The following is a 22,260-nucleotide window of genomic DNA, read 5'->3' as shown; positions in this document are numbered from 1 at the left end:
ACCCCGTGCCGCACACGGCCGGGGCCCCGACCTCCGGATCAGCCGGACCTGTTGATGGAGAGACCATGGACGAGGCCACGCCAGAGACACTCGCCGCCATCCCCGGACACCACGCCGCCGTCCGGCCCGATCATGTCGCCATGATCCACCTCGGTACCGAGGTGACGTACGCCGAACTCGACCGCGAGAGCAACCGCGCCGCGCACGCCCTGCTCGCCGCAGGGCTCGCTCCCGGCGACCGGGTCGCGTTCCTCGGCATGGAGTCGCAGCACTACTACGAGATCGCCTTCGCCTGCGCCAAGAGCGGCACCGTCCTGGTGCCGGTCAACTGGCGGCTCACCGAGAGCGAGGTCGAGCATCAACTGCGGGACTCCTGCGCCCGGCTGCTCTTCGTGGAGGAGGAGTACCGCGCCACCGTCGAGCGGATCGAGGCCGAGCTGCCGGAACTGAAATGCGTCGTCGGCATGGACGCCGCCGGGCGGCGCGGCGCGGGCTTCCTGGACTGGAAGTCCGCCTTCACGGACACCGGCACCGGGTACCGCCCCGATCCCGCCCAGCCCATCGCCCAGATGTACACGAGCGGCACCACCGGGCTGCCGAAGGGCGTGGTCCTGCCGCACCGCAGCTTCTTCGCACTGGGCCGGGCCATGGACGACAACGGTCTCGACTGGGTGGACTGGAAGCCGGACGACAAGAGCCTGATCGGGCTGCCGGGACTGCACATCGCCGGGCTCTCCTGGTCCATGCAGGGCTTCACCGCGGGCGTGACGAACGTGATCATGCGGATGTTCGTCGCCCAGGACGCGGTCGCCCTGATCCGGGACGTGGGTGTCACCACCACCTTCGTCGCCCCGGCCATGCTCCAGATGATGCTGGCCGAACCCGCCGCGTCCAAGGAAGCCTTCGCGACACTGCGCAAGGCGGTCTACGGCGGCTCGCCGATCGCCGAGGAACTGCTGGTCCGCTCCATCGAGGTGCTGGAGGCCGACCTGGTGCAGGCGTACGCCGCCACCGAGACGGGCAACGCGGTGGCCCTGCTGCCGATGCCCGACCACATACCGGGAAGCCCCCGGCTGCGTGCCGCCGGACGCGCCTGCCCGGGGGTGGAGATACGGATCGTCTCCGACGGCAGGACCTGTGCCACGGGTGAGACCGGCGAGGTATGGGTGCGGTCGCCCGCGTTCATGCTGGGCTACTGGAACCTGCCGGAGGCCAGCGCGCAGACCCTGGCGGACGGCTGGCTGCGGATGGGCGACGCCGGCTATCTCGACGAGGACGGCTATCTCTACCTCTGCGACCGGATCAAGGACACGATCATCGTCGCGGGGGAGAACGTCTACCCCGGCGAGGTCGAGGAGGCACTCGGAAAGCACCCCGCGGTGGCCGAGGCGGCGGTCATCGGGGCCCCGCACCCCCGCTGGGGCGAGGCGGTGCACGCCTGCGTGGTGCTGCACGAGGGAGCGCGGGCGACCCCGAGGGAACTGATGCTGTCCCTGAAGGGGCGGATCGCCGACTTCAAGATCCCCGTCCGGTACGACTTCCTGGACGGCCTGCCCCGCAATTCGACCGGCAAGGTGCTCCGTCGCGAACTGCGGGACCGGTTCTGGGCGGGACGGGCCAGCAAGATCCACTGACGTCGGCCGGCGGCACCGGCACCGGCACCGGTGCCGGTGTCAGCCCCGTCGAGGGCCCGCCGCGTTCCGCCGCAGCCGGCGTGCCAGGTCCGCGGCCACCGCCATGGCGTGCTCGTAGATGTAGAAGTGACCGCCCGGCAGCTCGTTGAGCCCCTGGAACGCGTCCGCCCGGTCGGCCCAGGCACCCATGGCACCCGCTCCCAGGAGCGGATCCGAGGCCCCGCCGTAGGCCACGACCGGGCAGTCGACCCGTGCGCGGTCGTCCGTATAGCCATTGACCACCGTGAAATCGGCGCGCAGTGTCGGGAGTACGAGGTCGAGCAGCTCGCGGTTCCCGGTGACCTCCGGCGGCAGACCCCCGAACTCCCCGACACGGGCCAGGAATTCCTCGTCGGAGAGCTGTGCGACGGGCACCGGGCTCGGTCGGTGCGCACTCCCCTCCCACCCCGAGACCGCGAGCAGAGCGGGAGCGGGGGCGCCGTCCTTCTGCAGGGCGAGGGTCAGCCGGTAGGCGATCAGCGCGCCCATGCTGTGCCCGAAGAACGCGAAGCGGCGTCCGTCGAGGTCGTCCTCCAGGGCCTCGTACACGGCCTCGACGAGTGTGTCCAGATCGGTGAACGCGGGATGGGAGCGGCGGTTCTGCCGGCCGGGCAGCTGGACCGCGGCGACCTCCACGTCGTCGGGCAGCATCTGTGCCCAGGGGGCGTACGTCGCGGCCGATCCGCCCGCGTGGTGGAAGACGTACAGCCTGCACGCCGCGTCGGGCCGTGCCCGGCCGGTGTGGAACCAAGCGGCGCCGAGCCCCGCGTTCTCCTGGACCATCTGCCCCTCCCGCGTTTGTGCCGCAATGGGCGGGGACCTTGCCGCGGCCCCGCCTCGCGTCCGTACCGCTCGACGCTAGGCAGCGGGCGGTGGCCCGGTCGATTACCTGCCAGGTAATCGACACCGTTGCCGCCGTGCGCGGAAGGTGAGCGGACTCGTACCGGTTCGAGCGCGGGAAGGAACGCTGTGACCGACGTCAACACCACACCACCGAAACTTGGCCGGGCCGCTGCCGACCGGCCCGGCTCCCTGGCGCTGCCGGTGATCCTGGCCGGCACCTTCATGGTCGTCCTCGACTTCTTCATCGTGAACGTCGCGATTCCCGCGATGCAGAACGAGTTCGGCGCGAGTACGGCCCAGGTCCAGCTGATCGTGGCCGGATACGGTCTGGCGTACGCCTGCGGCCTGATCACGGCGGGGCGGCTGGGCGACATCTTCGGGCGGCGCCGTCTCTACGTCATCGGGCTGCTGCTGTTCACGGCGGCCTCGCTGGTGTGCGGGATCGCGCCGAACGCCCCGGTGCTGGTGCTCGCCAGGGTCGCCCAGGGCATCGGGGCCGCAGTACTCTCCCCGCAGGTGCTGACCATCCTCGGGGTCACCTACACCGGAGCCTCCCGGGTACGGGCGTTCACGGCGTACGGCCTGGTCCTGGCCTCGGCTTCGGTCGGTGGCCAGCTGATAGGCGGGGCGCTGATCCAGGCCGATGTCGCCGGTCTGGGCTGGCGCAGCTGCTTCCTGATCAATGTGCCGATCGGGGCAGCCGCGCTGCTGCTGACCCCCAGGCTGATCACGGAGTCACGCGCGGAGGGGGCCAGCCGGCTCGACATCCCGGGGATGCTGCTGGTCACGCTGGGCCTGGTGGCGGTGGTGCTGCCGCTGGTCGAAGGGCGGGAGGCGGGCTGGCCGGCCTGGACCTGGGCGTGTCTGATCCTCGCCGTGCCGTTCCTCGGAGCCTTCGTACTGCATCAGCGACGGCTGTCGGCGAGGGGCGGCTCGCCCCTGCTGGATCCGGGGCTCTTCCGTCAGCGTGCCTTCACGGTCGGCCTGTTCGCGGTGATCGTCTTCTACTCGGGGATGGCCTCGTTCTTCCTCGTTCTCGCGCTGTATCTGCAGCAGGGACGCGGGCTGAGCGCACTGGACTCCGGTCTCACCTTCACGATCATGGGAGCCGGGTTCTTCGTCACGTCCGTGTTCGGGCGGCGGCTCGGGGCATGGCTGGGGCGACAGTCGCTGGCCCTGGGCGGGGTGCTGATCGCGGTCGGTCAGCTGCTGCTCTTCCTCACGGTGTCCCGCATCGGCGTCGAAGGGAACATCTGGCTGCTCGCCCCGGCCCTGCTGCTCGACGGGGCGGGGATGGGGATGGTGATGGCGCCGCTCAACTCGACGGTCCTGGCGGGCATTCCGCCCCGTCTGGCCGGTGCGGCCTCCGGGGTTCTGACCACGATGATGCAGGTGGGCAACGCACTGGGTGTCGCACTGATCGGCATCATCTACTACGGCAGGGCCGACGCCGTCCCGGCGAGCGCGGCGGACGGGCTGGACGCCGGGCTGGTGTATCTGACCGTCCTCGCACTGCTGCTCGTCCTCGCCATCCAGCTGCTGCCGAAGAAGGCCACCGAGGAAGCCGCCTGAGCGCACGGCCACCGAGGAACTCTCTGAGTGCACGGCCACCGGGGAGCCCGGCTGAGCGCACCCGCAGCAGCGGCGGGTGCGCTCAGCGGCCGGTCGGCAGCAGGGGAGAGCCCTCGGGCACAGCCGCGCGCAGGTGATCGTTCCAGTGGTGGGAGTGGAGCGTGCCGGCGGTGTGCCTGTCGGCGGGATAGAACGTCTCGATGGTCAGCTCGGCCAGCGTGATGTCGACGGGCGCCACAAAGGTGGTCACGGCACTGAAGAAACTCAACTCGGTCCCGAGCGCGCGGATGTGCAGCGGAATCGCGATCTGGTAGGTGTCCGAGGTGTCCGAGGTGTCCGGGGAGTTCGGCTCCGTGCTCAGCAGAGCCGGCGGGTATTGGTAGGCGCGAACCTCCTCGTACAGGCAGCTGAGCCGCTCGTCATTGGTGAACGCGGCATCGCGCCGCAGCCGGGAGAGCAGATGCCGGCGCCACTCGGCGAAGTTGGTGATCCTGCGCGCCATGCCCATCGGATGCAGACCGAGCCGCACGACGTTGACGGGCGGCAGCAGCAGCTCCTCGGCCACGCCGTCCAGCAGCGCCATCGCCGACCGGTTGGCCCGGAACAGATCCGAGACGGTGTCGAAGACCAGGGCGGGATACGGCTCATGGCCGGTGAGGAGCCGCTCGACGGCCTCATTGGCCCGATTCATATGTGACTCGTCGATCGGCGTCTCCTCAAAGGCCGGCGCGTAACCCGCGGCCATGATGAGGCGGTTGCGCTGGCGTACGGGCACGTCCAACTGATCGCAGAGCCTCAGGAGAAGTTCGCGGCTCGGCCTGGCGCGGCCGGTCTCTATGAAGCTCAGATGGCGGCTGGACGTCTCGGCCAGCAGGGCAAGCGCCAATTGGCTCAGATTCCGTCGATGGCGCCACTCCCGGAGCATGGGGCCGATTCGATTGGACTTCGCGTGTCCGCTGGGCATCGTGTCTCCGCGCATTTACCCATCGTAGGCAGGTCGACTTCGCCATTCTCGGCCCGGCCGTGAGCTGCAATAAATTTTGGCCGGAATGATTCGCCCGCAGCCGCAGGGATCATTTATCGCCTCCCTGGCCTGTTGTTGACTGTCTCGTAAATAAACGGGAATCGGTGTCAAGAATCCGGAGTCCCGATCCCGCACGTGCGAAGCCGCGCTCCGTCCGGTTTCCGGATGGTCAGTCCACCGTCAGGGCCGTATCAGTGGGCCCTGCCAGAATCGCCGACGTGCCGAGTCGCGCAGCTTCCGGCCACTTCCGTGTATCCGCAGCTTTTGTCTCCGCAGCGTCGAGCACCCAGCACCTCGGAAGGAAGACATCGAATCGTGGAATCTCCCACCGGGACCTTCGGACAAGTCGCCACGAGTGGTTCGCGACCGGCCCGACCCGTGTTCCTCAGCTACGACTCGTATATCGCCGGACGTGAGGTGGCTGCAGAAAGACATGTCTACACGGTGAAGACGTCGTCCATTCTTGACGATGTGTTCAGAAGCCTGACACTCAAACGAAAACTGGAACGTGGTAAAGCCGATCCCGCGGAAGCGGCGGACTTCGTCGTGGGGCGCTGCGCGCTGGCCGACGACCGTACGGTCGAGGAGGCATCCCGCAAAGCGGCCGAGGCGGCTCCGGTGTGGGCACGGTTTCCGCTGGAACAGCGTCTCGGGCTGGGCAGGGGAATCCGCGAACGGCTGCTGAGCCGCCACCTGGAGTTCGTCGATCTGCTCATCGCCGAAGGCAACCCGCGGGCACTCGCCGAATGGCAGGTGGCCGGACTGCTGGAGATCTTCAGCGAGGAGACCCTCGGCTGGTGCGCCCGGCAGATGGAGCACAGCATCGAGCACGCCAACCGGCGGATGACCGTACGGCGGGTGGCGGACGGCGTGGTCGCCGTCAACCCGCCGCAGAACGCGCCCGCCAGCAGCGCACTGTTCGGGATCACCCCGCTGATCGCCGGCAACGCCGTGGTCGTGCGGGCCCCGCGCAGCGCACCGCTCGGCGTCATGTACGCGATGCGTGAGCTGGTGGCACCGGCCCTCGACGACATCGGCGCTCCCCCCGGCACGCTCAACGTCTTCTGCTCCCGCCCCGGGCCGGCCATCAAGAGCTGGCTGGAGAGCCCGCACATCAACGACATCTTCTACACCGGAGGCGTGATCACCGGGCTGGAGCTGGAGCGCGACTGCGTCGCGCACGGCAAGAAGCCCGTCCTCGAACTCGCCGGCAACGACGCCGTGCTGATCTGGCGCGACGCCGATCTGGAGGCCGCCTGCGAGGCCCTTGTGGAGTGCTTCTTCGGCTCGGGGCAGATCTGCATGGTGCCCAACCAGGTGATCGTGCACCCCGCCGTCGCCGAACAGCTGCTGGAACGTCTGCGGCTGACCGCATCACTGATCCGCCCGGGACTGCCCGAGGACCCCGGCGCGCTGCTCTCCCCAGTACTGCGCAGCGAGCGCTTCTACGCCTATGTCCAGGACGCCCTCGACAAGGGAGCCACCCTGGTACACGGCGCCCGGCGGATGGAGACCGACGGTACGCCCTCCGACACCGGCCTCTTCCTCGAACCGACCGTCCTGCGGGTGGACGGCCTCGACCACTGCCGCGACATCGAGGCGGTCGCCGAGGAGACGTTCTTCCCGCTGCTGCCGGTCATCGTGCCCGAGCCGGCCCCCGACGGCGAGCTGCTGGACCGGATGCTCGCCTACGTCAACAGCAACCCCTACGGGCTCCGCAACTCGCTGTGGACCCGGGACGAGGCCGTCGCCGACCGCTTCGTGGACGAGGTGTCCAACGGCGGCCTGCTCAAGGTCAACGACTCGCACATCGGCTTCCTGCCCTATCTGCCGACGCACGGTGGCACCGGACGCACCGGCGGCGCCTTCGGCGAGGCCAACTACCCGATGCTGCGCACCACTCATCTGCAGGGCGTCTCGCGCGCCACCGGGGTGCGGCCGCGCGAGGCGGTGTTCGGAGCGTACGCCGAGCTCGCCGGAATGCGCCCGGGGCCGCTGCCGACCGCCACGCCGGATCACAACTCTGAGGAGCAGTAATGCAGTTCATGCAAGCCGACCGCGAAACCTGTGAGGCGCTGCTGCCCGGCCTGCTGGACCGGCTGGACGAAGTGCCCTTCGCCGAGCTGGAGTCCGGCAACAGCCCCGCCGTCGGGATCTTCCGGGACCACGGCGGATCCAACCTGCTGGTGCCCGCCGCGTTCGGAGGGGCGGACGCCACCGCGCTGCAGGCGGCCCGGGTGGTGCGCGCCCTGGGTGCCGCGGCCCCCTCCCTCTCCGTGGCGACCGCCATGCACCACTTCTCGGTCGGCACGCTCTTCGGCGTCGCCGACACCTTCGCGGACGGCACCGACCTCGACGACCTGCTGCTGAAGCGGGTCTCCCAGGAACGCCTGCTGGTGGCCTCGGCCTTCGCCGAGGGCCGTACCGAACAGGGCATCCTCAGTCCCACCATGGAGGCCCGGCCGGTGGACGGCGGGTATCTGCTGACCGGCTCCAAGAAGCCGTGCAGCCTGTCGAAGTCCATGGACCTGATCACCGCGAGCGTCGGGATGCGCAGGCCGGACGGCTCGGTCGACATGGGCTTCCTGATCCTGCCCGCCGACACCCCCGGCATCAGCGTGCACCCCTTCTGGCAGACCAGCGCACTGCTGGGCACCGAGAGCAACGAAGTCCGCCTGACCGACGTATTCGTGACGGACCGCCAGATACTTCAGCCGCCGGCCGAGCTGGCCGAGGAGCTCAGCGAGCTCCAGGAGGTCGGACTGATCTGGTTCCAGATGATCGTGTGCGCCGCGTACACCGGCATGGCCAGCTCCCTGGTCGACCGGGTGCTGCGGCGCGGACGCGGCTCCGCCTCCGACCGCGGGGCCCTCGCCGTCGGCATCGAGACCGCGGCCGCGCTCACCGAGGGACTGGCCCGGCGCGTCATGGACGGCGACACCGACAACGACGGGCTCGCGGCCGCCCTGGTCACCCGGTTCGGCGTGCAGAAGCTGATCGCCGAGACCACCGCACAGGCCGTGGAGATGCTCGGCGGCATGGCCTTCATCTCCTCCTCCGACATCGCGTACCTCGCCGCGGCGACCCACGCGATCGCCTTCCACCCGCCGTCGCGCACCAGCACCGTCGACGGCCTGCTCGACTACTACGCCGGCCAGCCGCTGGTTGTGGCATGACACCGGGAGCATCCACGATGACCACCACGTACACCGGCACCGCACCGGCGCCCGCCAAGGACCCGTACGCCGACCTCGTCACCCGCTACCGCCGCTACCTGAGCAAGGGCCGCGCCTCCCTCGGCGAGATGTTCGGCGGCGATGTGGAGGTCGCCGCCGAGGGCCCCTGGATCCACACCGCGTCCGGAAGCCGCATTCTCAACTGCGGCGGATACGGGGTCTTCCTGATGGGCGCCCGGCACCCCCGGGTCGTCGCCGAGGTGACCCGGCAGCTCAACACCAATCCGGTCGCCACCCGGCTGCTCCTCGAACCCGCCGTCGTCGACGCGGCCGAGGCGCTGATCGACGTCGTCCCCGCCGGGCTGCAGAAGGTGCACTTCGCGGGCTCCGGAGCGGAGGCCGTGGAAGGTGCCATCAAGCTGGCGCGCGCCCAGGGCCGCAGCCGGCTGATCTCCATGGACCTCGGCTACCACGGCAAGACCATGGGCGCCCTCAGCCTCACCGCGAAGGATGTCTTCCAGCAGCCGTTCCGGCCACTGCTGCCCCAGGTCTCGCATGTGCCGTACGGCGACGCGGCCGCCCTGGAGGCCGAGTTGGCGCGCTACCCGGGAGAGGGCTGCGTCATCGTCGAGCCGGTGCAGGGCGAGGCCGGTGTGATCGTGCCGCCCGAGGGCTATCTGCGGGACGTCGCACGGCTCTGCCGTGAGTACGGGGCGCTCTTCGTGCTCGACGAGATCCAGACCGGACTCGGCCGCCTCGGCACATGGTGGGGCGCCGACCGGGAGGGCGTGGTGCCGGACATCCTCCTGGTGGGCAAGGGGCTGGCCGGCGGCGTGGTGCCGGTCTCGGCCCTGGTGGCGACACCCGAGGTGTTCCGGCCCTTCGACAAGGACCCGTTCATCCACACCTCGACCTTCTCCGGAAACCCGCTGGCGATGGCCGCGGCCCGCGGTGCGCTCGCCGCCATCAAGGAGGACTCCCTGGTGGAACGGTCCGACGAGCTGGGGCGGCTGCTGCTGACCGAGCTGGACCGGATCGCCCGCGAGGTACTCGGCCACCGGCTGCTGGAGGTACGCGGAGCGGGCCTGCTCATCGGCCTGGAGTTCACCGTGCCGGGACTGGCGGGGGACCTGCTCCTGGAGCTGATCGGCGCCGGTGTCCTCGCCAACCACTCGCTGAACTCCTCCACCGTCATGCGACTGACGCCACCGGCGGTGCTCGGCCAGGACGACGTGCAGTTCCTTCTCGACGCGTTCGAGAAGGCCGCCCGCGCCGTCATCGCCTGACCGTTACGGCCGCCCTTCCCCCCGACAACTGGAGCAATATCACCATGAGAAGCATTCACCTCCTGGTGGCCCTGGACACCGAGAACCCTTCGGCGGCCTTCGAGACCATCACGGACTTCAGCCGCTTCGCGGACATCGCGGAGGACATCCACGTCGTCGAGACCCATCCGCCCGCCACCCCCAACGCGCCGCGTGACAGCGACTGGGAGGTGAACTTCCGGCGCGGCATCATGCGCTGGAACGAGGCGGAGACCCTCGATCCGGAGAAGCTGAGGATCGAATTCGACCAGACCGACGGCGACTTCGAGGAGTTCCGGGGCAGCTGGCAGCTGACCCCGGCCGGCTCCGGCATCGAGGTCCGCTTCGAGGTCACCTACGACTTCGGCATCGAGAGCCTCGTGGGAATCATGGACCCCATCGCCGAACGCGTGATCAAGCGGGCCATCTGCTCCGTCCTCGAAGGGCTCTTCGGCTCCATCACGGTGCTGGAGGGCGGCGAGGCGCTCACCGACCTGGCCGGTCCCGTTCCGGAGCCGGCGCACTCGCTCTCCGCTCGAGGAGGCGCCTGATGGACGCGCTCAATCGCTTCGACACCAGAACCACCTACCGGCTGATCCGGCTCGAATACCTCTTCGCCCTCGGTGTCAGCTTCTACTTCTTCTTCCGGCACCTGGGCGACATCCGCTGGTGGCCCTTCGCCCTGCTCTTCGTCTACATCGACCTGATCGGCTACATCCCCGGCGCCATCGCCTTCCACCGCAGCAGGACCAAGCGGATACCGAAGGCGTACTACGTGCTGTACAACACCATGCACAGCATGGCGACCCAGGGCGCCGTCGCCCTGCTGTGGATCCTGCTGATCGGCAACGAGTGGGCGCTGCTCGCCCTGCCCATCCATCTGTGCGGGGACCGGGCCCTGTTCGGCAACTTCCTGAAGCCGTTCGGCGTCAGCTTCGAGCCCGTCGTCCATCCGCAGTTCGCCGCGCTGGAAGCGGCCGTGGAACCGGGATCGGGCCGGACCCCGGCCGCCGCTCCCGCCCCGGCCCCCGCCCGTCAGTCCGCCACCTCATGACCTCGCCGATCGGCACGGCGCACCGGCCGGTCGTCGAGACCACGGTGTGGAGCGCCGCCCGCAGGTTCCCCACCGGGGTGTCGGTGGTGACCGTGGGCAACGGGGACGCGGTGCACGGCAGCACGGTCAGCGCGTTCTCCTTCGTCTCCCACGAACCACCGCTGATCTCCGTCTGTCTGCAGAACGACAGCTCGCTGCTCCCGCGCATCACGCAGCACGGTGTCTTCACCGTCAATGTGCTCGCCGCCCACCAGTCCGCGCTGGCCCGGCACTTCGCCAGCCGCTCCAAGAGCCCGGGGCGCGCCCAGTTCCAAGGGGTGCAGTGGACACCGGGCGAGGGCGGCGTGCCCCAGCTGCGGTCCGCCCTCAGCTGGCTGCACTGCCGGGTGCACGAATGCGTTCCGGCCGGGGACCACGTGGTCGTCCTGGCCACCGTGACGGCCTGCGCGGCCGAGAGCACCGGGGCCCCACTGCTGTACTTCGCCGGGCATCTTCACCCCGGTCACATCCGGATCGAGGAGGAAACCACATGACCACGCAGATTCCAGCCGAGGCGGACTGGGACCAGGCCCCCGGACTGCTCGAAGGCGCCATGGACCTGGAGCTCACCGCGGCGGACTGCAACCTCCGCTACTGGCTGCAGGCCGTACCGCAGGGCACCCTGCGCGGCCGCCCGGACGGACACGACCCCGCCCTCACCGTGGCCCCGCACATGCTGGAGGGGCCGTTCTTCGAGGCCATCACCCAGGAGTACGCCTTCCGGGCACTGGCCGAGGAGAAGGCCACCCGGGTGCTGTCGTACCTGGTCCCGATCGCGCCGGACAACGACACCATGGAGTTCTACGCCACCCAGGTGCTGGACGAGTGCCGGCACGCCATGGTGTTCCGCAACCACCTGCTGGCGCTCGGCATCGCCCCCGAGCGGCTGGTCGAGGCCGTCGACACCTTCGCCTCCCCGTACAAGGACAGCGTGCTGGGGCCGCTGGAGCAGCGCAGCCTGGAAATCATGCGTGACGACCGCGACTTCATCGGCGGCGTGGTGATGATGACCATCATCCTGGAGGGCGCCCTCGCCCCCGCGGCCGAACTGAGCGAGCGCAAGTGGCGCCCGCTCGACCCGGCAGCCGCGGAGATCGACAAGGGTGCGGGCATCGACGAGATCCGCCATCTGACGGTCGGGGCGGACATCGCGCGCCGCCATCTGATCGACCACCCGCAGGACAAGGGCCGGGTCGTGGAGCTGATCCGCCGCGGCATGGACATGTGGGAGGAGCTCCCCACCCACGACATGGTGCACTGGCGCGAGGAGAGGTTCCAGGAGGGGCTGCGCCGCCACGGGGACGTGGTGGGCGACTACGAGATCTGGCCGGGCCGTCGGCTGATCGACACCACCCCGCAGGAGCGCCAGGACACCGCCGACCAGTGGTCCGACGACATGAAGGCCAAGCGCCTGAAGTACATGGGGCTGGAAGAGGCCCTCATATGACGGGCCCGGCCGAGGCCGGACGGCGGAACGGACCGGCCGCGGTGCTGTGCGGGCTCGGCGGCTGGCTGCCGCCCCGGGTGGTGACCAACGAGGAGCTCGTCGCCCGGCTGGACACCTCGGACGAGTGGATCCGCACCCGTACCGGCATCCGGCAGCGGCATGTGATCGAGCCCGGGATGTCCACCGGTTCGCTGGCCGCCGAGGCCGGAGCCAGAGCCCTGAAGTCGGCGCAACAGGACTCCGTCGGCGCGGTGGTCCTCGCCACCACCACCTCGGACCGCCCCTGCCCGGCGACCGCCCCGGAGGTGGCCGCCCGGCTCGGACTGGCCGGGGTGCCGGCCTTCGACGTCGGGGCCGTCTGCGCCGGATTCGTCTACGCACTGGCGATCGGCGCCGGACTGATCGCCTCGGGCACGGCGGACGACGTCCTGGTGATCGGCTCGGACGCCTACTCGACGCTGCTCGATCCCGAGGACCGCACCACAGGACCGATCTTCGGGGACGGCGCCGGAGCCGTCGTACTGCGCCGCGGTGAACCGGACGAGCCCGGAGCGCTCGGCGGATTCGACCTGGGCACCGACGGACACCTCTCCGACCTGATCGAGATCCCCGCCGGGGGCTCGCGCCAGCGGGGCAGCGGCGTACCGGCCGGGCCCCGTGACCACTACTTCGCCATGCAGGGCAAGCAGGTGTTCCGGCACGCCGTGCTGCGGATGACCGGCTCCGTGCAGAAGGCCGTCGGCCAAGCCGGCTGGACCGTGCGGGACATCGACCGGCTCGCCGCCCACCAGGCCAACTCCCGAATCCTGGACGCCCTCGCCGAACAGCTCGGGCTGCCGCAGGAACGGGTTCTCGCCAACATCGACCGGGTCGGCAACACAGCGGCGGCATCGGTCCCGCTGCTGCTCGTCGACGCGGTCGCCGACGGCTCCCTGCGCGCCGGCCACTCGGTGGTGCTCACCTCCTTCGGAGGCGGCCTCGCCTGGGGCTCCACCACGCTGCGCTGGCCGCAACTGGACGCCGTCTGACCGCACGACCACACCCGTCCCGTCCAAACCCTTTGCGTACACCGTTAGGAGACAGAGATGCCCAGCGTTCTCGACCGGATCACCGAGGTCCTCGTCAGCCGGTTCGGAGTCGAGCCGGAGGAGGTCACCGAGGACACCACCATGCGCGATCTCGACCTGGACTCCCTGGCCCTGGTCGAATTCGCCCTGGTCGCCGGTGGTGAGTTCAACATCCAGATCGACGACGAGGAGGTCGGCGCGGAATCGTCGGTCAAGGACCTGATCGCCCTGATCGACAGCAAGAGCGCGGTGCTGTGAGCCCCGGCCGCGACGACGCCGGGGCCCGAGACATCGCGGTCACCGGTCTCGGCCTGCTGACCCCGGCGGGCAACGGGGTGGCGGAGAACTGGGCGCGGGTTCTGGACGCCGAGCCGGCCGCGGCCACCGACCCCGGTCTGGCGGGGCTGCTGGTCGACTTCAGCTGCCGCGCCGCGGACTTCGACCCGGTGGCCCACTTCGGCAGGCGACGGGCCTGGCGGCTCGACCGCTACGTACAGCTGGCCCTGATCGCCGCGGCGGAGGCCGTCCACGACAGCGGGCTCGACCCCGCCGACTGGGACGGAGCCCGGGTCGGCGTGGTCCTGGGCAACGCCCTCGGCGGCACCGCCACGTTCGAGCAACAGGTCCGCACCCTCGACCGGCAGGGGGCGGCGGCCGTCTCACCGATGCTGGTGCCGATGTCCGCGGTCAACATGGTGTCCGGTTACGCGGCCATGGAGTTCGGCGCCCTCGGCCCCAACCTCGTCACTGCCACGGCGTGCGCCTCGGCCGCCACCGCCATCGGCACCGCACGGGACCTGCTGCGGTCCGGTACGTGCGACGTGGTGATCACGGGAGGCACCGAGGCGAGCCTGACCCCGGCGGTGCTGTCCGGCTTCGCCCGGATGGGAGCACTCTCCCGGCGGTGCGACGATCCGGCCGCGGCATCCCGCCCGTTCGACACCGACCGGGACGGGTTCGTGGCGGCGGAGGGCGCGGGGGTGCTGGTCCTGGAGCGGCCGGCCGATGCCCTGGCCCGCGGCGCCCGGGTACGGGCCCGGCTGAGCGGATACGGGGCATCGGCCGACGCCCATCACGCCACCGCTCCCGACCCGGAGGGCCGGGGCGCCGAACGCGCGATCCGCACAGCGCTGCGCGACGCGGGCGTGGCCCCCGACGAGGTCGACCATGTCAACGCGCACGGCACCTCGACCCCGCTCAACGACCTCACCGAGGCCCGGGTGTTGAAACGGGTGCTCGGCACGCGCCCCGTGGTGACGTCGTCCAAGGGCGTGACCGGGCACTCACTCGGCGCCGCAGGAGCCATCGAAGCGGCGCTCACCGTACTCGCGCTGGAGCAGGGGATCGTGCCGCCCACCGCGAACCTCGACAGCGTCGACCCCGCCATCGAGGTCGACATCGTGGCGAAGGCGCCCCGGGCCCTGCCGATCGGAGTCGCCCTGAGCAACTCCTTCGGATTCGGGGGGCAGAACGCCGTACTCGTGTTCACCGCGGCCTGACCACGGCGCCATTCGGCCCGACGTTTCGGCCCGACATGAAGGAGAAACGCTCATGCCCGCCCGACAGGACTCCCTGACCATCTCGCCGACAGGCTCCTTCGAGGAACTGTCCGATCTGGTCAAGCAGGCCGGGCTGATGGATCCCCGGAAGGACTACTTCGCCTTCAAGATAATCTCCAACCTCGTTCTGTTCGGGGCCTGCTGGGCGGCCCTGTTCTGGTTCGGGGACACCTGGTGGCAGCTGGTGACCGCGGTCGCGCTGGGGCTGGCCTTCGTCCAGACCGGCTTCATCGCGCACGACACGGGCCACAAGCAGATCAGCAAGGCCAAGGTGCCGTCCGAGGTGCTGGGTGCCATCCATATGAACCTGCTGATGGGCACCGCGTACGGCTGGTGGATCAACCACCACAACCGGCACCACAGCAACCCCAACAACCTCGACCGCGACCCGGACACGATGCGCCGTCAGGTCATCTTCGACGTCGACGAGATGCCGGCGAAGGCGACGAGCGGCTTCCGGAGGTTCGTCATCCGCTTCCAGGCGGTGATGTTCTTCGTACTGCTGGGCCAGGAGGCCTGGCGGCTGCACGCGTCCGGCTTCAAGGCGGCACGCGCGGGCGGGCTGCGCCGCCCCGTCCTGGAGCTCGGGCTGATCGGGGTGCACGCCGTGGTCTGTCTGGCCGCCGTGTTCACCGTGCTGTCACCGCTGACCGGTGTGGTGTTCGTGCTCCTCAACCAGGCGGTGTTCGGCCTGTATCTGGGCGCCGTCTTCGCCCCGAACCACAAGGGCATGGTCGTCTACCGCAGCGATGTCCAGCTCGACTGGCTCCACCGTCAGGTGCTGACATCGCGCAACATCCGGTCCAGCCGGCTGACCGACTTCCTGTACGGGGGGCTGAACTACCAGGTCGAGCACCATCTGTTCCCCGCCATGCCCCGGGTCAATCTGCGGTACGTACGGCCGATGGTCATCGACTACTGCGCGGAGCACTCCATTCCGTACCGGGAGGTGTCCGCCTGGGCCTCGTACCGCGAGGTGGCACGCTTCCTCGGGAAGGTCAGCGACGAGGCCCGCAACGGCGCGGAACCGCAGGCTGCGTGAGTGTCACGGCCGGGTCCGCCGGTGCCGGATCCGGCGGCGGCGGCGCGCGGCATCGGGTGCCGCTGGGCCCGCGTGCCGGATGGTACGTGGGCCCTCAGCCGCACCGGCCGGCACCCAGGCATTCTTGGTTATTTTTTTGCATTCTCTGCTGAGAATGGGTTTTATCACGCTCCCCGGTGAGGCGTCAATTACTGGATGGGTAATGGACTTCGCCAATTGCTGTACTGCACAGTTGGCCGAGCGAGGGGCGTGCTCGATAAATATTCAACGAGTTGCGGCCCTTCCCGACGGTCAACGGATGATTGGACACGGGGGGATTCGTGACATTCAGGGTTCTTGGCTCAGTGGGAATAATAAACGGAACCGGTTTGACCGCCTTACGGGGTGCGCGTCAGTGCACGCTGCTCGCGCTGCTGCTCCTGAAGGCGGGGGAGCCGGTGACCAAGGAGCAGTTCTTCGAGGAGCTGTGGGAGGAGGGAATACCGAGTCAGCCCGGAAACGCCCTGCAGGCCCAAGTGGCCCGGCTGCGAAAAGTGCTCCGCGCCGAGCTCGGTGACGAGTTCGTCTGCCGGCGGCTGATCACCCGCCCGTCGAGCTATGTGCTGGACGTCGACCCGCTCGAAGTGGACGTGCACCTCTTCGGGTCCCTGACGAAACAGGCGCGCGCTTCGATGCGGAACGATCCGGCGGGCGCGAGGGAGCTGTTCGACCGGGCCCTGTCGCTCTGGCACGGTGCGCCGCTGGAGGGGGTCACGGGCGGCCCGATCTGCCAGAGCGCCGCCGCGCAGTTCGAGGAGAACCGGCTCTCGGCCGTGGAGGCGCGGATACAGCTCGACATCGCGATCGACGGATACGCCCAGGCCGTCAGCGAGTTGAAGATGCTCGCCTACCTCGCCCCCTGGCGGGAGCGGCTGTTCGAGCTGCTGATGGTGTGCCTCTACCGCCTCGGTCGTCAGGCCGAGGCCATACAGACCTACAACCAGCTGCGCAGCCGTCTGGTCGAGGAGTTCGGGATGGAACCCTCGCCGAGCGTCAAGAGCTGCATGATGGCGATCCTCAACCAGGACCCGGCGCTCGGCGGCGCCGAACGGCTCGTGGTGGCACGTACCCCGCTGGCCGGTTCCGCGGTCGCGTCCTGACCCGCACTCCCGGCACGCCGCTCCCCTCCCCCACGTACCCCGGAAGCGATTGTCGATGACGGAGGAATTTCTCGTGACGAAGCCCGACCGGTCCGCTTCGCCGGATGCACCGAAGACGGAACTCGACGAAGTGCGCGATCTCATTCTGCGATACCCCGGAGTCGCCCGTGTGCGGCTGGACCACACGTCCGCGGGCCGGCTGACTGCACGCATCCAGGGCTGGGGCAATGGGAATGACCTGTCGCCCGCCGGTCCGTTGAGTGAACTCGCCGAAATCAATCCGCACGAGACACGCTTTCTCTACGACGAGATATTCTCCGCCGAATCGTACTTACAGGGCGGCATCACTCTGCGCGAGGACGCGGTCGTCTTCGACGTGGGCGCGAACATCGGAATGTTCAGCCTCTTCGTCGGGGCCCGCTGCCCCTCGGCCAGTGTCTTCGCGTACGAGCCGGTACCCGATGTCTTCGATGTGCTGCGCCGCAACGTCGAGCGGCACGGAGTGTCCGCGCGGCTGCTCCCCTTCGGGCTGTCCGACCGGGAGCAGGAGATCGTTTTCAACTTCTACCCGGGCATCTCGATCATGTCGTGCCGCAGTGACTACGCGGACCTGGACAACGAGGTCGATCTGATCAAGCAGTACGTCGCCAACACCCGGGAGACCGGTGCCGCGGGCCGGGACGACCATCTGACGCAGGTGGAGGCCCTGGTCGCCAAGGACTTCGAACTCACCGAGCGGCACTGCCGGCTGCGGCCGCTCTCCGATGTGATCGAGGAGACCGGAGTCACGCGCATCGATCTGCTGAAGATCGATGTGCAGCGGGCCGAGCTGGATGTCCTGCGAGGCGTCGAAGGCCGTCACTGGCCCTTGATCCAGCAGATCAGCATGGAGGTCCATGACGAGAAGGGCACCCCGACCGAAGGCCGGGTGCAGCTCGTGCGGGACCTGCTGACCGCGAACGGTTTCCGGGCCACCGTGGCCGAGGAGGACCTGCTGCGTGGCACCGGCCGGTACGCCGTGCAGGCGGTACGCCCCGAGTACGCGGACGATCCCCGCCCGGTGGTGGCCTCGGCCGAGTCCGGCAGGCCGCGCCTCGACCCCCGGACCATCGCCGACTGGCTGGCCGGACGCAGGCCCGCCGGACGCGTTCCGGACGAGATCGTGCTGGTCGACAGCCTGCCCCCGCAGGACTGAGCGACCGGGCCGCCGCCCGCACAGCGTGAAAGACCCCCGGGCCTGCGGGCCAGGGGGTCTTCCGTGCGGTGAGGGGGCAACCGTCAGGCGGTGGCCTCCTCGGGCACCGCATCCAGCAGGGCGTCCAGCTCCGCCAGCGCCAGGTCCGCCGCCGCGGCGGCGGAAGCGCTGTCCGGGTCGCCGGCCAGGCCGAAGAACGAGTTCAGCAGCTGGCCTTCGGCGGCCTCCAACTGCTCCGGTGTCGGTCCCATGACAAGCTCCCGGGTCTCGGAACGGATCGGTTTCCGTACTCCGTACGTCATGAACGGACGGCGGGCCGCACCGGCAGGTGCGGCGCGTCCTCAAATGGCGTTGGACGCCTTGAAGATGTGAAGAAGCCCGCTCAACCGGGCCTCGCCCTGGAAGGCCACGTACTCCGGCAGCACCAGCGGTGCCCACTTCTGCTTGTACGCCAGCTGTGTCTGAGCCGGGTACACAGCGGCGCCATTGGCCAGCAGCCACCGCATGAACCAGGCGAAACCCCTGCTGGCGCCGGGCACTTCGTACTCCTCGGCGAGCCCGGTGAACGGCGTGAAGCCGAAGTGCAGCCAGTCGGCCCCCTCGGCGACGAAGGTGTCGATGGCCGTCCTGTTGATGGCCTCCATGATGCCGGGCACCTTGTCCGGAAGGCGGCGGCTGAGATCGTGCAGCCAGCCGCTGCGGCTGCCGTGGGCGGGCGAGTAGGAGATGTAGCCGACGGGCTTGCCGTCGATCCGGCCCACGAAGAGCCGGCGCAGCGCCTGCGCTTCACCGCCGAGCTCACCCACCAGGAACTCCAGCGGCTTGGCGTGCTCGCCCTTGCTGCCCAGCCAGGCACGGTCGACCTCCGCCACCGCCTCCGCGCAGTCCGCCAGCGGACTCTCCGTCACGGTGAGACCGGCCCGGAACGAGCGGGCGATCTTGTTCCGCAGCTGCATGAAGCGCGTGCCGCGCAGGCTGAAATCAGCCAGGTCGATGGCGTACGACGCACCCACCTGGTTCACGGTGAAGCCGTGTTCGGCGTACAGACCGGTCTCCGCCTGCTGGAGCTGGACCGACACGACCAGACGCTCCTGGGCCGCGGCGAACTCCAGAAAGCCCTTCAGCAGCCGGCCCGCGGCGTCCGGGGGAGACAGGGGACCGCCGAACTGCACCAGATACGGCCCGGAGGTCCGGTACACGATCACTCCGGGAATCCCCGGCAGTGCGAAGCGGGAATTACCGCTGCTGAGGGCCAGGAATGCGCTGGGATTGTCGCTGAACTCCGCCACGGCGCGGAGCGTGTTGTCGAAGTCGATGCTGTCTGCTGTGACACTGGAAGTCATCCTGCACGCCCCACGAGAATAGACGGGTAATGCGGTCTGCCGCCGCGCAGCGGGAAGTCAGACAGATCCGGCCCTGCTCCTGATGGAGTGCAGGGCCGGATCCATTGCTGCGTGCTGCGGAGAGGGCAGGATTCGAACCTGCGTGGACCGTTGAGGGCCCGACCTTGCTTGCGCGCGGTCCCCGATAAACCACTCCGGGCACCTCTCCGTGTTTCCGGTCCGGTTTCCCGTCCCGTTCACAGGTAAGAGTCTGCCAGAGGGGCCTGATATGGCCCTGACGTCCCGCTGATGGTGTGCCGGCCTCGGTTCAACCCTGCCCGGCGCGCTCTCACATGCGCCGCAGGCCCATGTACTGGAGTGCACCCATGGCCCCCACGACCAGGCCCTGGAACACGATCCAGCCGTTGCCGATCCCCGTCGCGGTCAGTGCGTCCACGGCGACAGCCGCGACGCTGGCCACGGCCCAGGTCATGTTCAGAGTGATGATGAAGGCGACCGCGCCGCGGTTGATGCTCTCCTGGCGGGAGACGACCAGCACCCACAGGGCGTACACGGTGAGGAACACGCCCACCGGGTACTGCACCGAGAGGCGCACGCCGAGGAACGAGTCCAGGACCGTGGCGAGTACGAGGTATCCGATGCCGTTCGCACCGGTCAGGATCACGTCCGCCACGAGGGCGAATCGGAGCAGGCTGTCGGAACGGGCGGCGCCCGTCGCCGGGACCGTACCAGCGTTCTGGGACGACGTCATGAGGTCTTCCTTTCGTTGTCATGCTGCTGATCTGGAGGTGTGTGCCGAATGGGCCCGGAGGTGCTCCCGGCACCGGGGAACACCGGGGCGGGCGAACCGAGGAGGACCCGGGTCTCGGTATTCGCCGGCAGGAACGATTCGAGCGCGATGCCGCTCAGCGGACCGGATGGAAGATCGGAGAAGAGGGTGCCGGGGCGCTCGCCGAACGAGGTGACGATGTGGAAGAAGGTCAACAGGTGCCCCTCCCGGTACAGCTCGATGGGCAGAAGCATGCGGTCCGCCTCCCCGGATACGGCGAATTCGGCTTCCTCGGATTTGGCTAATTCGGCATCCTGCGCCGACGGAAGGCCCGCTATGGACGCTTCCAATTCCCGCAGGCGGCCGTTCCCGGTGATTGCGCTCCATCGCCGGAGCATTCGTATGACGTGGTATCTCACCTGGGGAAGATTGGTCAGATGCGGCGCCAGCCCCTCCGGGTGCAGAATGATGCGGAGAAAATTGGCGGGCGCCAGGAGATGGCCGGCGACATCGCTCATCAGCATTTCCATCGTGTGGTTGAGAGCCACGATGTTCCAGCAGCTGTCGGTGACCATGGCCGGATACGGCTCATGGCCGGTCAGCACCTTCTCCAGAACCGGGCGTACATCAGCCGGCAACGGGGGGACGCTGTCGTACCAGCGCAGCTTTCCCGCCGCGGTCGCACGGGCAACGAGCTGCTGTCGGTGCGCGGGCGGCAGCCCGAGCGCCTGGGCGATGTGGAGAACCGTCTCGGCGTCGGGCGTCTGCTCGCAGGCCTCGATTCTCCTCAGATGGTTCAGGGAAAAGCCGGCCCGCTCGGCAAGCACCTGCTTGCTGAGCGATTTCTGGCGCCGCAGGTCACGCAGGAGCAGCCCCAGGACTCCGTCGTCTTCTGTGGAACGCATGCCCATACGGGGACGGTAATGACCGGCACGGGGCCACCTCAATTACCTCCCAGGTAATGCTCGAAGGGGCTGCACCGGCTCGCGGGACGTGTCAGGGCCCGCCCTCCCCAGCCGGAAAGGGGAGCCGCGAAAGCGGCTCCCCTTTTCCGGCCTCACCACGTCAACGCGTACCGTCCGCGGTTCTCTCGGCACCGACCGCCTCGGCGATCATCCGTTCCATCGGAACGGCGCCCACCCGCCCCGAGACCAGGAACGCCAACACCATCGTCGCGACCATGATCACTGTGCCGAGCCACACCATCGTCCCGACCGGCACGGTGTACGCCCCCACGGTCCGCACCACGCACTCACCCAGCAGCGCCGCACCCCACACCGCCGAGAACCGCATCTCCGCCCGCCGGAACGCCGCCGACCGAGCCGAGAGCCGCTGCCAGGCGGTGTCCTTGGCCGCATCGCCCTTGGTCAGCCACGGCCGTACCCCCGCGCTCATCATCGGCTGCCCCTTCAGCGCGGTCACCAGAACGACGATCCCGATGATGCTGCTCACCCCGCTGTCCTTGGCGAGCATCAGCCGCGGGTCACCGACCACCAGACTCGTCAGCAGCCCGACCACGTTGACCGTCACCATCAGCGCCGCCAGCCCGTTGAGCCGGCGCTTTTGGGCGACACCCCACACGGTGCGCACGGCCGGCACCACGCTGCTCCAGGCCAGCGCGGCGAAGGTACCCATGCCCGCCGCCTTCAAGGCGTAGTAGGAGACGAGCGGTACCCCCACATCCACGAGCAGCGGCATCATGCTGTCCAGTAGTGCCTTGCGCGGAGCGAACGGAGCGGCGGCAGCCGGAGCATCTGCGACAGGGGCGGTGGCTGTGGCGGCCGGGCTGGTCATGACGGGTTCCTCTTCCGTATCGGCGGGCGCCTTCGCGGCCCCGCTCTCGATACGTACAGACTGGCCGCCGGAGCCCGGTGCCCGGCAGAGCCGCGTGTACCGAGGTCCGTATGACGAATGTCAGCCCCTGCCGGTGACAGCGGCTGCGCACCGCTTGAAGGAGGCCGGGGGCTCCGACGCACCCGAAACTCGCTCGCCGCGCCGGTCGAACCGGTGCTGT

Annotated in this window: 22 protein-coding genes and 1 tRNA gene; 15 read left to right on the top strand and 8 right to left on the bottom strand. The window is 69.2% G+C overall.

The window, feature by feature from the left end; genetic code table 11:
* The first annotated feature begins 65 nt into the window (after positions 1 to 65).
* Positions 66 to 1,634, top strand: a complete 1,569-nt coding sequence (locus tag ACZ7IB_RS02840) for a long-chain-fatty-acid--CoA ligase (RefSeq protein WP_470908606.1) — start codon at positions 66 to 68, stop codon at positions 1,632 to 1,634.
* A 39-nt stretch (positions 1,635 to 1,673) separates the two neighbouring features.
* Here ACZ7IB_RS02840 and ACZ7IB_RS02835 read toward each other — a convergent pair whose 3' ends face one another.
* Positions 1,674 to 2,456 (bottom strand): thioesterase II family protein, encoded by a 783-nt coding sequence (locus tag ACZ7IB_RS02835; protein ID WP_470908605.1) that lies wholly within the window; start codon positions 2,454 to 2,456, stop codon positions 1,674 to 1,676.
* A 186-nt stretch (positions 2,457 to 2,642) separates the two neighbouring features.
* Here ACZ7IB_RS02835 and ACZ7IB_RS02830 point away from each other — a divergent pair, with 186 nt between their 5' ends.
* Positions 2,643 to 4,088 carry an MFS transporter gene (locus ACZ7IB_RS02830; RefSeq protein ID WP_470908603.1) on the top strand — a complete coding sequence of 482 codons (1,446 nt, stop codon included), beginning with the start codon at positions 2,643 to 2,645 and terminating at the stop codon, positions 4,086 to 4,088.
* A gap of 82 nt (positions 4,089 to 4,170) precedes the next feature.
* On the opposite strand, the gene ACZ7IB_RS02825 is transcribed toward ACZ7IB_RS02830, so the two are convergent.
* The gene (locus ACZ7IB_RS02825) at positions 4,171 to 5,067 is read right to left on the bottom strand and encodes a helix-turn-helix domain-containing protein (protein WP_470908601.1); all 897 of its coding nucleotides are present in this window, start codon (positions 5,065 to 5,067) and stop codon (positions 4,171 to 4,173) included.
* Between the two features lie 462 nt (positions 5,068 to 5,529).
* Between ACZ7IB_RS02825 and ACZ7IB_RS02820 the strand changes: the two genes are divergently transcribed.
* The 13 genes from ACZ7IB_RS02820 to ACZ7IB_RS02760 all read left to right on the top strand — a co-directional run bounded on the left by ACZ7IB_RS02820 (position 5,530) and on the right by ACZ7IB_RS02760 (position 18,134).
* Positions 5,530 to 7,149 (top strand): aldehyde dehydrogenase family protein, encoded by a 1,620-nt coding sequence (locus ACZ7IB_RS02820; RefSeq protein WP_470908599.1) that lies wholly within the window; start codon positions 5,530 to 5,532, stop codon positions 7,147 to 7,149.
* Entirely contained in the window at positions 7,149 to 8,288 is a 1,140-nt protein-coding gene (locus ACZ7IB_RS02815; RefSeq protein WP_470908598.1) for an acyl-CoA dehydrogenase, read from the top strand. The genes ACZ7IB_RS02820 and ACZ7IB_RS02815 overlap by 1 nt, the downstream gene beginning before the upstream one ends.
* A gap of 17 nt (positions 8,289 to 8,305) precedes the next feature.
* On the top strand, positions 8,306 to 9,574 hold the full coding sequence (locus ACZ7IB_RS02810) for an aspartate aminotransferase family protein (protein WP_470908597.1): 1,269 nt from the start codon (positions 8,306 to 8,308) through the stop codon (positions 9,572 to 9,574).
* Between the two features lie 44 nt (positions 9,575 to 9,618).
* Positions 9,619 to 10,143 carry an SRPBCC family protein gene (locus tag ACZ7IB_RS02805; protein ID WP_470908595.1) on the top strand — a complete coding sequence of 175 codons (525 nt, stop codon included), beginning with the start codon at positions 9,619 to 9,621 and terminating at the stop codon, positions 10,141 to 10,143.
* The gene (locus tag ACZ7IB_RS02800; protein ID WP_470908593.1) at positions 10,143 to 10,646 is read left to right on the top strand and encodes a hypothetical protein; all 504 of its coding nucleotides are present in this window, start codon (positions 10,143 to 10,145) and stop codon (positions 10,644 to 10,646) included. Before ACZ7IB_RS02805 ends, ACZ7IB_RS02800 begins: the two co-directional genes overlap by 1 nt.
* Positions 10,643 to 11,179: a flavin reductase family protein gene (locus tag ACZ7IB_RS02795; RefSeq protein WP_470908591.1), complete on the top strand. Its 537-nt coding sequence runs from the start codon at positions 10,643 to 10,645 to the stop codon at positions 11,177 to 11,179. Before ACZ7IB_RS02800 ends, ACZ7IB_RS02795 begins: the two co-directional genes overlap by 4 nt.
* Entirely contained in the window at positions 11,176 to 12,132 is a 957-nt protein-coding gene (locus tag ACZ7IB_RS02790; RefSeq protein ID WP_470908590.1) for a VlmB-like protein, read from the top strand. Before ACZ7IB_RS02795 ends, ACZ7IB_RS02790 begins: the two co-directional genes overlap by 4 nt.
* On the top strand, positions 12,129 to 13,160 hold the full coding sequence (locus ACZ7IB_RS02785; RefSeq protein ID WP_470908588.1) for a beta-ketoacyl-ACP synthase III: 1,032 nt from the start codon (positions 12,129 to 12,131) through the stop codon (positions 13,158 to 13,160). The genes ACZ7IB_RS02790 and ACZ7IB_RS02785 overlap by 4 nt, the downstream gene beginning before the upstream one ends.
* 57 nt (positions 13,161 to 13,217) lie before the next feature.
* Positions 13,218 to 13,457: a phosphopantetheine-binding protein gene (locus ACZ7IB_RS02780; RefSeq protein ID WP_362206794.1), complete on the top strand. Its 240-nt coding sequence runs from the start codon at positions 13,218 to 13,220 to the stop codon at positions 13,455 to 13,457.
* Positions 13,454 to 14,698 (top strand): beta-ketoacyl-[acyl-carrier-protein] synthase family protein, encoded by a 1,245-nt coding sequence (locus ACZ7IB_RS02775; protein WP_470908586.1) that lies wholly within the window; start codon positions 13,454 to 13,456, stop codon positions 14,696 to 14,698. The genes ACZ7IB_RS02780 and ACZ7IB_RS02775 overlap by 4 nt, the downstream gene beginning before the upstream one ends.
* A gap of 52 nt (positions 14,699 to 14,750) precedes the next feature.
* Positions 14,751 to 15,800: a fatty acid desaturase family protein gene (locus tag ACZ7IB_RS02770; protein ID WP_470908584.1), complete on the top strand. Its 1,050-nt coding sequence runs from the start codon at positions 14,751 to 14,753 to the stop codon at positions 15,798 to 15,800.
* A 368-nt stretch (positions 15,801 to 16,168) separates the two neighbouring features.
* Positions 16,169 to 16,939 carry an AfsR/SARP family transcriptional regulator gene (locus tag ACZ7IB_RS02765; RefSeq protein WP_189274301.1) on the top strand — a complete coding sequence of 257 codons (771 nt, stop codon included), beginning with the start codon at positions 16,169 to 16,171 and terminating at the stop codon, positions 16,937 to 16,939.
* A gap of 73 nt (positions 16,940 to 17,012) precedes the next feature.
* Positions 17,013 to 18,134, top strand: a complete 1,122-nt coding sequence (locus ACZ7IB_RS02760; RefSeq protein ID WP_470908583.1) for an FkbM family methyltransferase — start codon at positions 17,013 to 17,015, stop codon at positions 18,132 to 18,134.
* Positions 18,135 to 18,217: 83 nt separating this feature from the next.
* Here ACZ7IB_RS02760 and ACZ7IB_RS02755 read toward each other — a convergent pair whose 3' ends face one another.
* The 6 genes from ACZ7IB_RS02755 to ACZ7IB_RS02730 form a co-directional block, all read right to left on the bottom strand.
* On the bottom strand, positions 18,218 to 18,385 hold the full coding sequence (locus tag ACZ7IB_RS02755; protein ID WP_470908582.1) for an ABC transporter ATP-binding protein: 168 nt from the start codon (positions 18,383 to 18,385) through the stop codon (positions 18,218 to 18,220).
* Between the two features lie 90 nt (positions 18,386 to 18,475).
* Positions 18,476 to 19,477: a DUF2156 domain-containing protein gene (locus tag ACZ7IB_RS02750; protein ID WP_470908581.1), complete on the bottom strand. Its 1,002-nt coding sequence runs from the start codon at positions 19,475 to 19,477 to the stop codon at positions 18,476 to 18,478.
* A gap of 117 nt (positions 19,478 to 19,594) precedes the next feature.
* Positions 19,595 to 19,685 (bottom strand) — tRNA-OTHER (locus ACZ7IB_RS02745).
* A gap of 120 nt (positions 19,686 to 19,805) precedes the next feature.
* Positions 19,806 to 20,228, bottom strand: coding sequence for a hypothetical protein (locus ACZ7IB_RS02740; protein ID WP_470908579.1), 423 nt, complete (start codon positions 20,226 to 20,228; stop codon positions 19,806 to 19,808).
* Complete coding sequence (locus ACZ7IB_RS02735; protein WP_470908577.1) at positions 20,225 to 21,157, bottom strand: helix-turn-helix domain-containing protein; 933 nt, start codon at positions 21,155 to 21,157, stop codon at positions 20,225 to 20,227. The genes ACZ7IB_RS02740 and ACZ7IB_RS02735 overlap by 4 nt, the downstream gene beginning before the upstream one ends.
* A gap of 154 nt (positions 21,158 to 21,311) precedes the next feature.
* Positions 21,312 to 22,040 (bottom strand): VC0807 family protein, encoded by a 729-nt coding sequence (locus ACZ7IB_RS02730; RefSeq protein WP_470908575.1) that lies wholly within the window; start codon positions 22,038 to 22,040, stop codon positions 21,312 to 21,314.
* Between the last annotated feature and the right edge of the window lie 220 nt (positions 22,041 to 22,260).

Source organism: Streptomyces sp. NPDC037301 (assembly GCF_055602785.1).
Note: the sequence above shows the minus strand (reverse complement) of the source record. Positions and strands in the feature narration are given on the sequence as shown.

What these genes read in the sequence shown, in the direction of transcription:
- ACZ7IB_RS02840 (WP_470908606.1), top strand. Translation starts at nt 66, where the DNA reads ATGGACGAGGCCACGCCAGAGACACTCGCCGCCATCCCCGGACACCAC.
- ACZ7IB_RS02835 (WP_470908605.1), bottom strand. Translation starts at nt 2,456, where the DNA reads ATGGTCCAGGAGAACGCGGGGCTCGGCGCCGCTTGGTTCCACACCGGC.
- ACZ7IB_RS02825 (WP_470908601.1), bottom strand. Translation starts at nt 5,067, where the DNA reads ATGCGCGGAGACACGATGCCCAGCGGACACGCGAAGTCCAATCGAATC.
- ACZ7IB_RS02815 (WP_470908598.1), top strand. Translation starts at nt 7,149, where the DNA reads ATGCAGTTCATGCAAGCCGACCGCGAAACCTGTGAGGCGCTGCTGCCC.
- ACZ7IB_RS02810 (WP_470908597.1), top strand. Translation starts at nt 8,306, where the DNA reads ATGACCACCACGTACACCGGCACCGCACCGGCGCCCGCCAAGGACCCG.
- ACZ7IB_RS02805 (WP_470908595.1), top strand. Translation starts at nt 9,619, where the DNA reads ATGAGAAGCATTCACCTCCTGGTGGCCCTGGACACCGAGAACCCTTCG.
- ACZ7IB_RS02800 (WP_470908593.1), top strand. Translation starts at nt 10,143, where the DNA reads ATGGACGCGCTCAATCGCTTCGACACCAGAACCACCTACCGGCTGATC.
- ACZ7IB_RS02795 (WP_470908591.1), top strand. Translation starts at nt 10,643, where the DNA reads ATGACCTCGCCGATCGGCACGGCGCACCGGCCGGTCGTCGAGACCACG.
- ACZ7IB_RS02790 (WP_470908590.1), top strand. Translation starts at nt 11,176, where the DNA reads ATGACCACGCAGATTCCAGCCGAGGCGGACTGGGACCAGGCCCCCGGA.
- ACZ7IB_RS02785 (WP_470908588.1), top strand. Translation starts at nt 12,129, where the DNA reads ATGACGGGCCCGGCCGAGGCCGGACGGCGGAACGGACCGGCCGCGGTG.
- ACZ7IB_RS02780 (WP_362206794.1), top strand. Translation starts at nt 13,218, where the DNA reads ATGCCCAGCGTTCTCGACCGGATCACCGAGGTCCTCGTCAGCCGGTTC.
- ACZ7IB_RS02770 (WP_470908584.1), top strand. Translation starts at nt 14,751, where the DNA reads ATGCCCGCCCGACAGGACTCCCTGACCATCTCGCCGACAGGCTCCTTC.
- ACZ7IB_RS02755 (WP_470908582.1), bottom strand. Translation starts at nt 18,385, where the DNA reads ATGGGACCGACACCGGAGCAGTTGGAGGCCGCCGAAGGCCAGCTGCTG.
- ACZ7IB_RS02750 (WP_470908581.1), bottom strand. Translation starts at nt 19,477, where the DNA reads ATGACTTCCAGTGTCACAGCAGACAGCATCGACTTCGACAACACGCTC.
- ACZ7IB_RS02740 (WP_470908579.1), bottom strand. Translation starts at nt 20,228, where the DNA reads ATGACGTCGTCCCAGAACGCTGGTACGGTCCCGGCGACGGGCGCCGCC.
- ACZ7IB_RS02735 (WP_470908577.1), bottom strand. Translation starts at nt 21,157, where the DNA reads ATGGGCATGCGTTCCACAGAAGACGACGGAGTCCTGGGGCTGCTCCTG.
- ACZ7IB_RS02730 (WP_470908575.1), bottom strand. Translation starts at nt 22,040, where the DNA reads ATGACCAGCCCGGCCGCCACAGCCACCGCCCCTGTCGCAGATGCTCCG.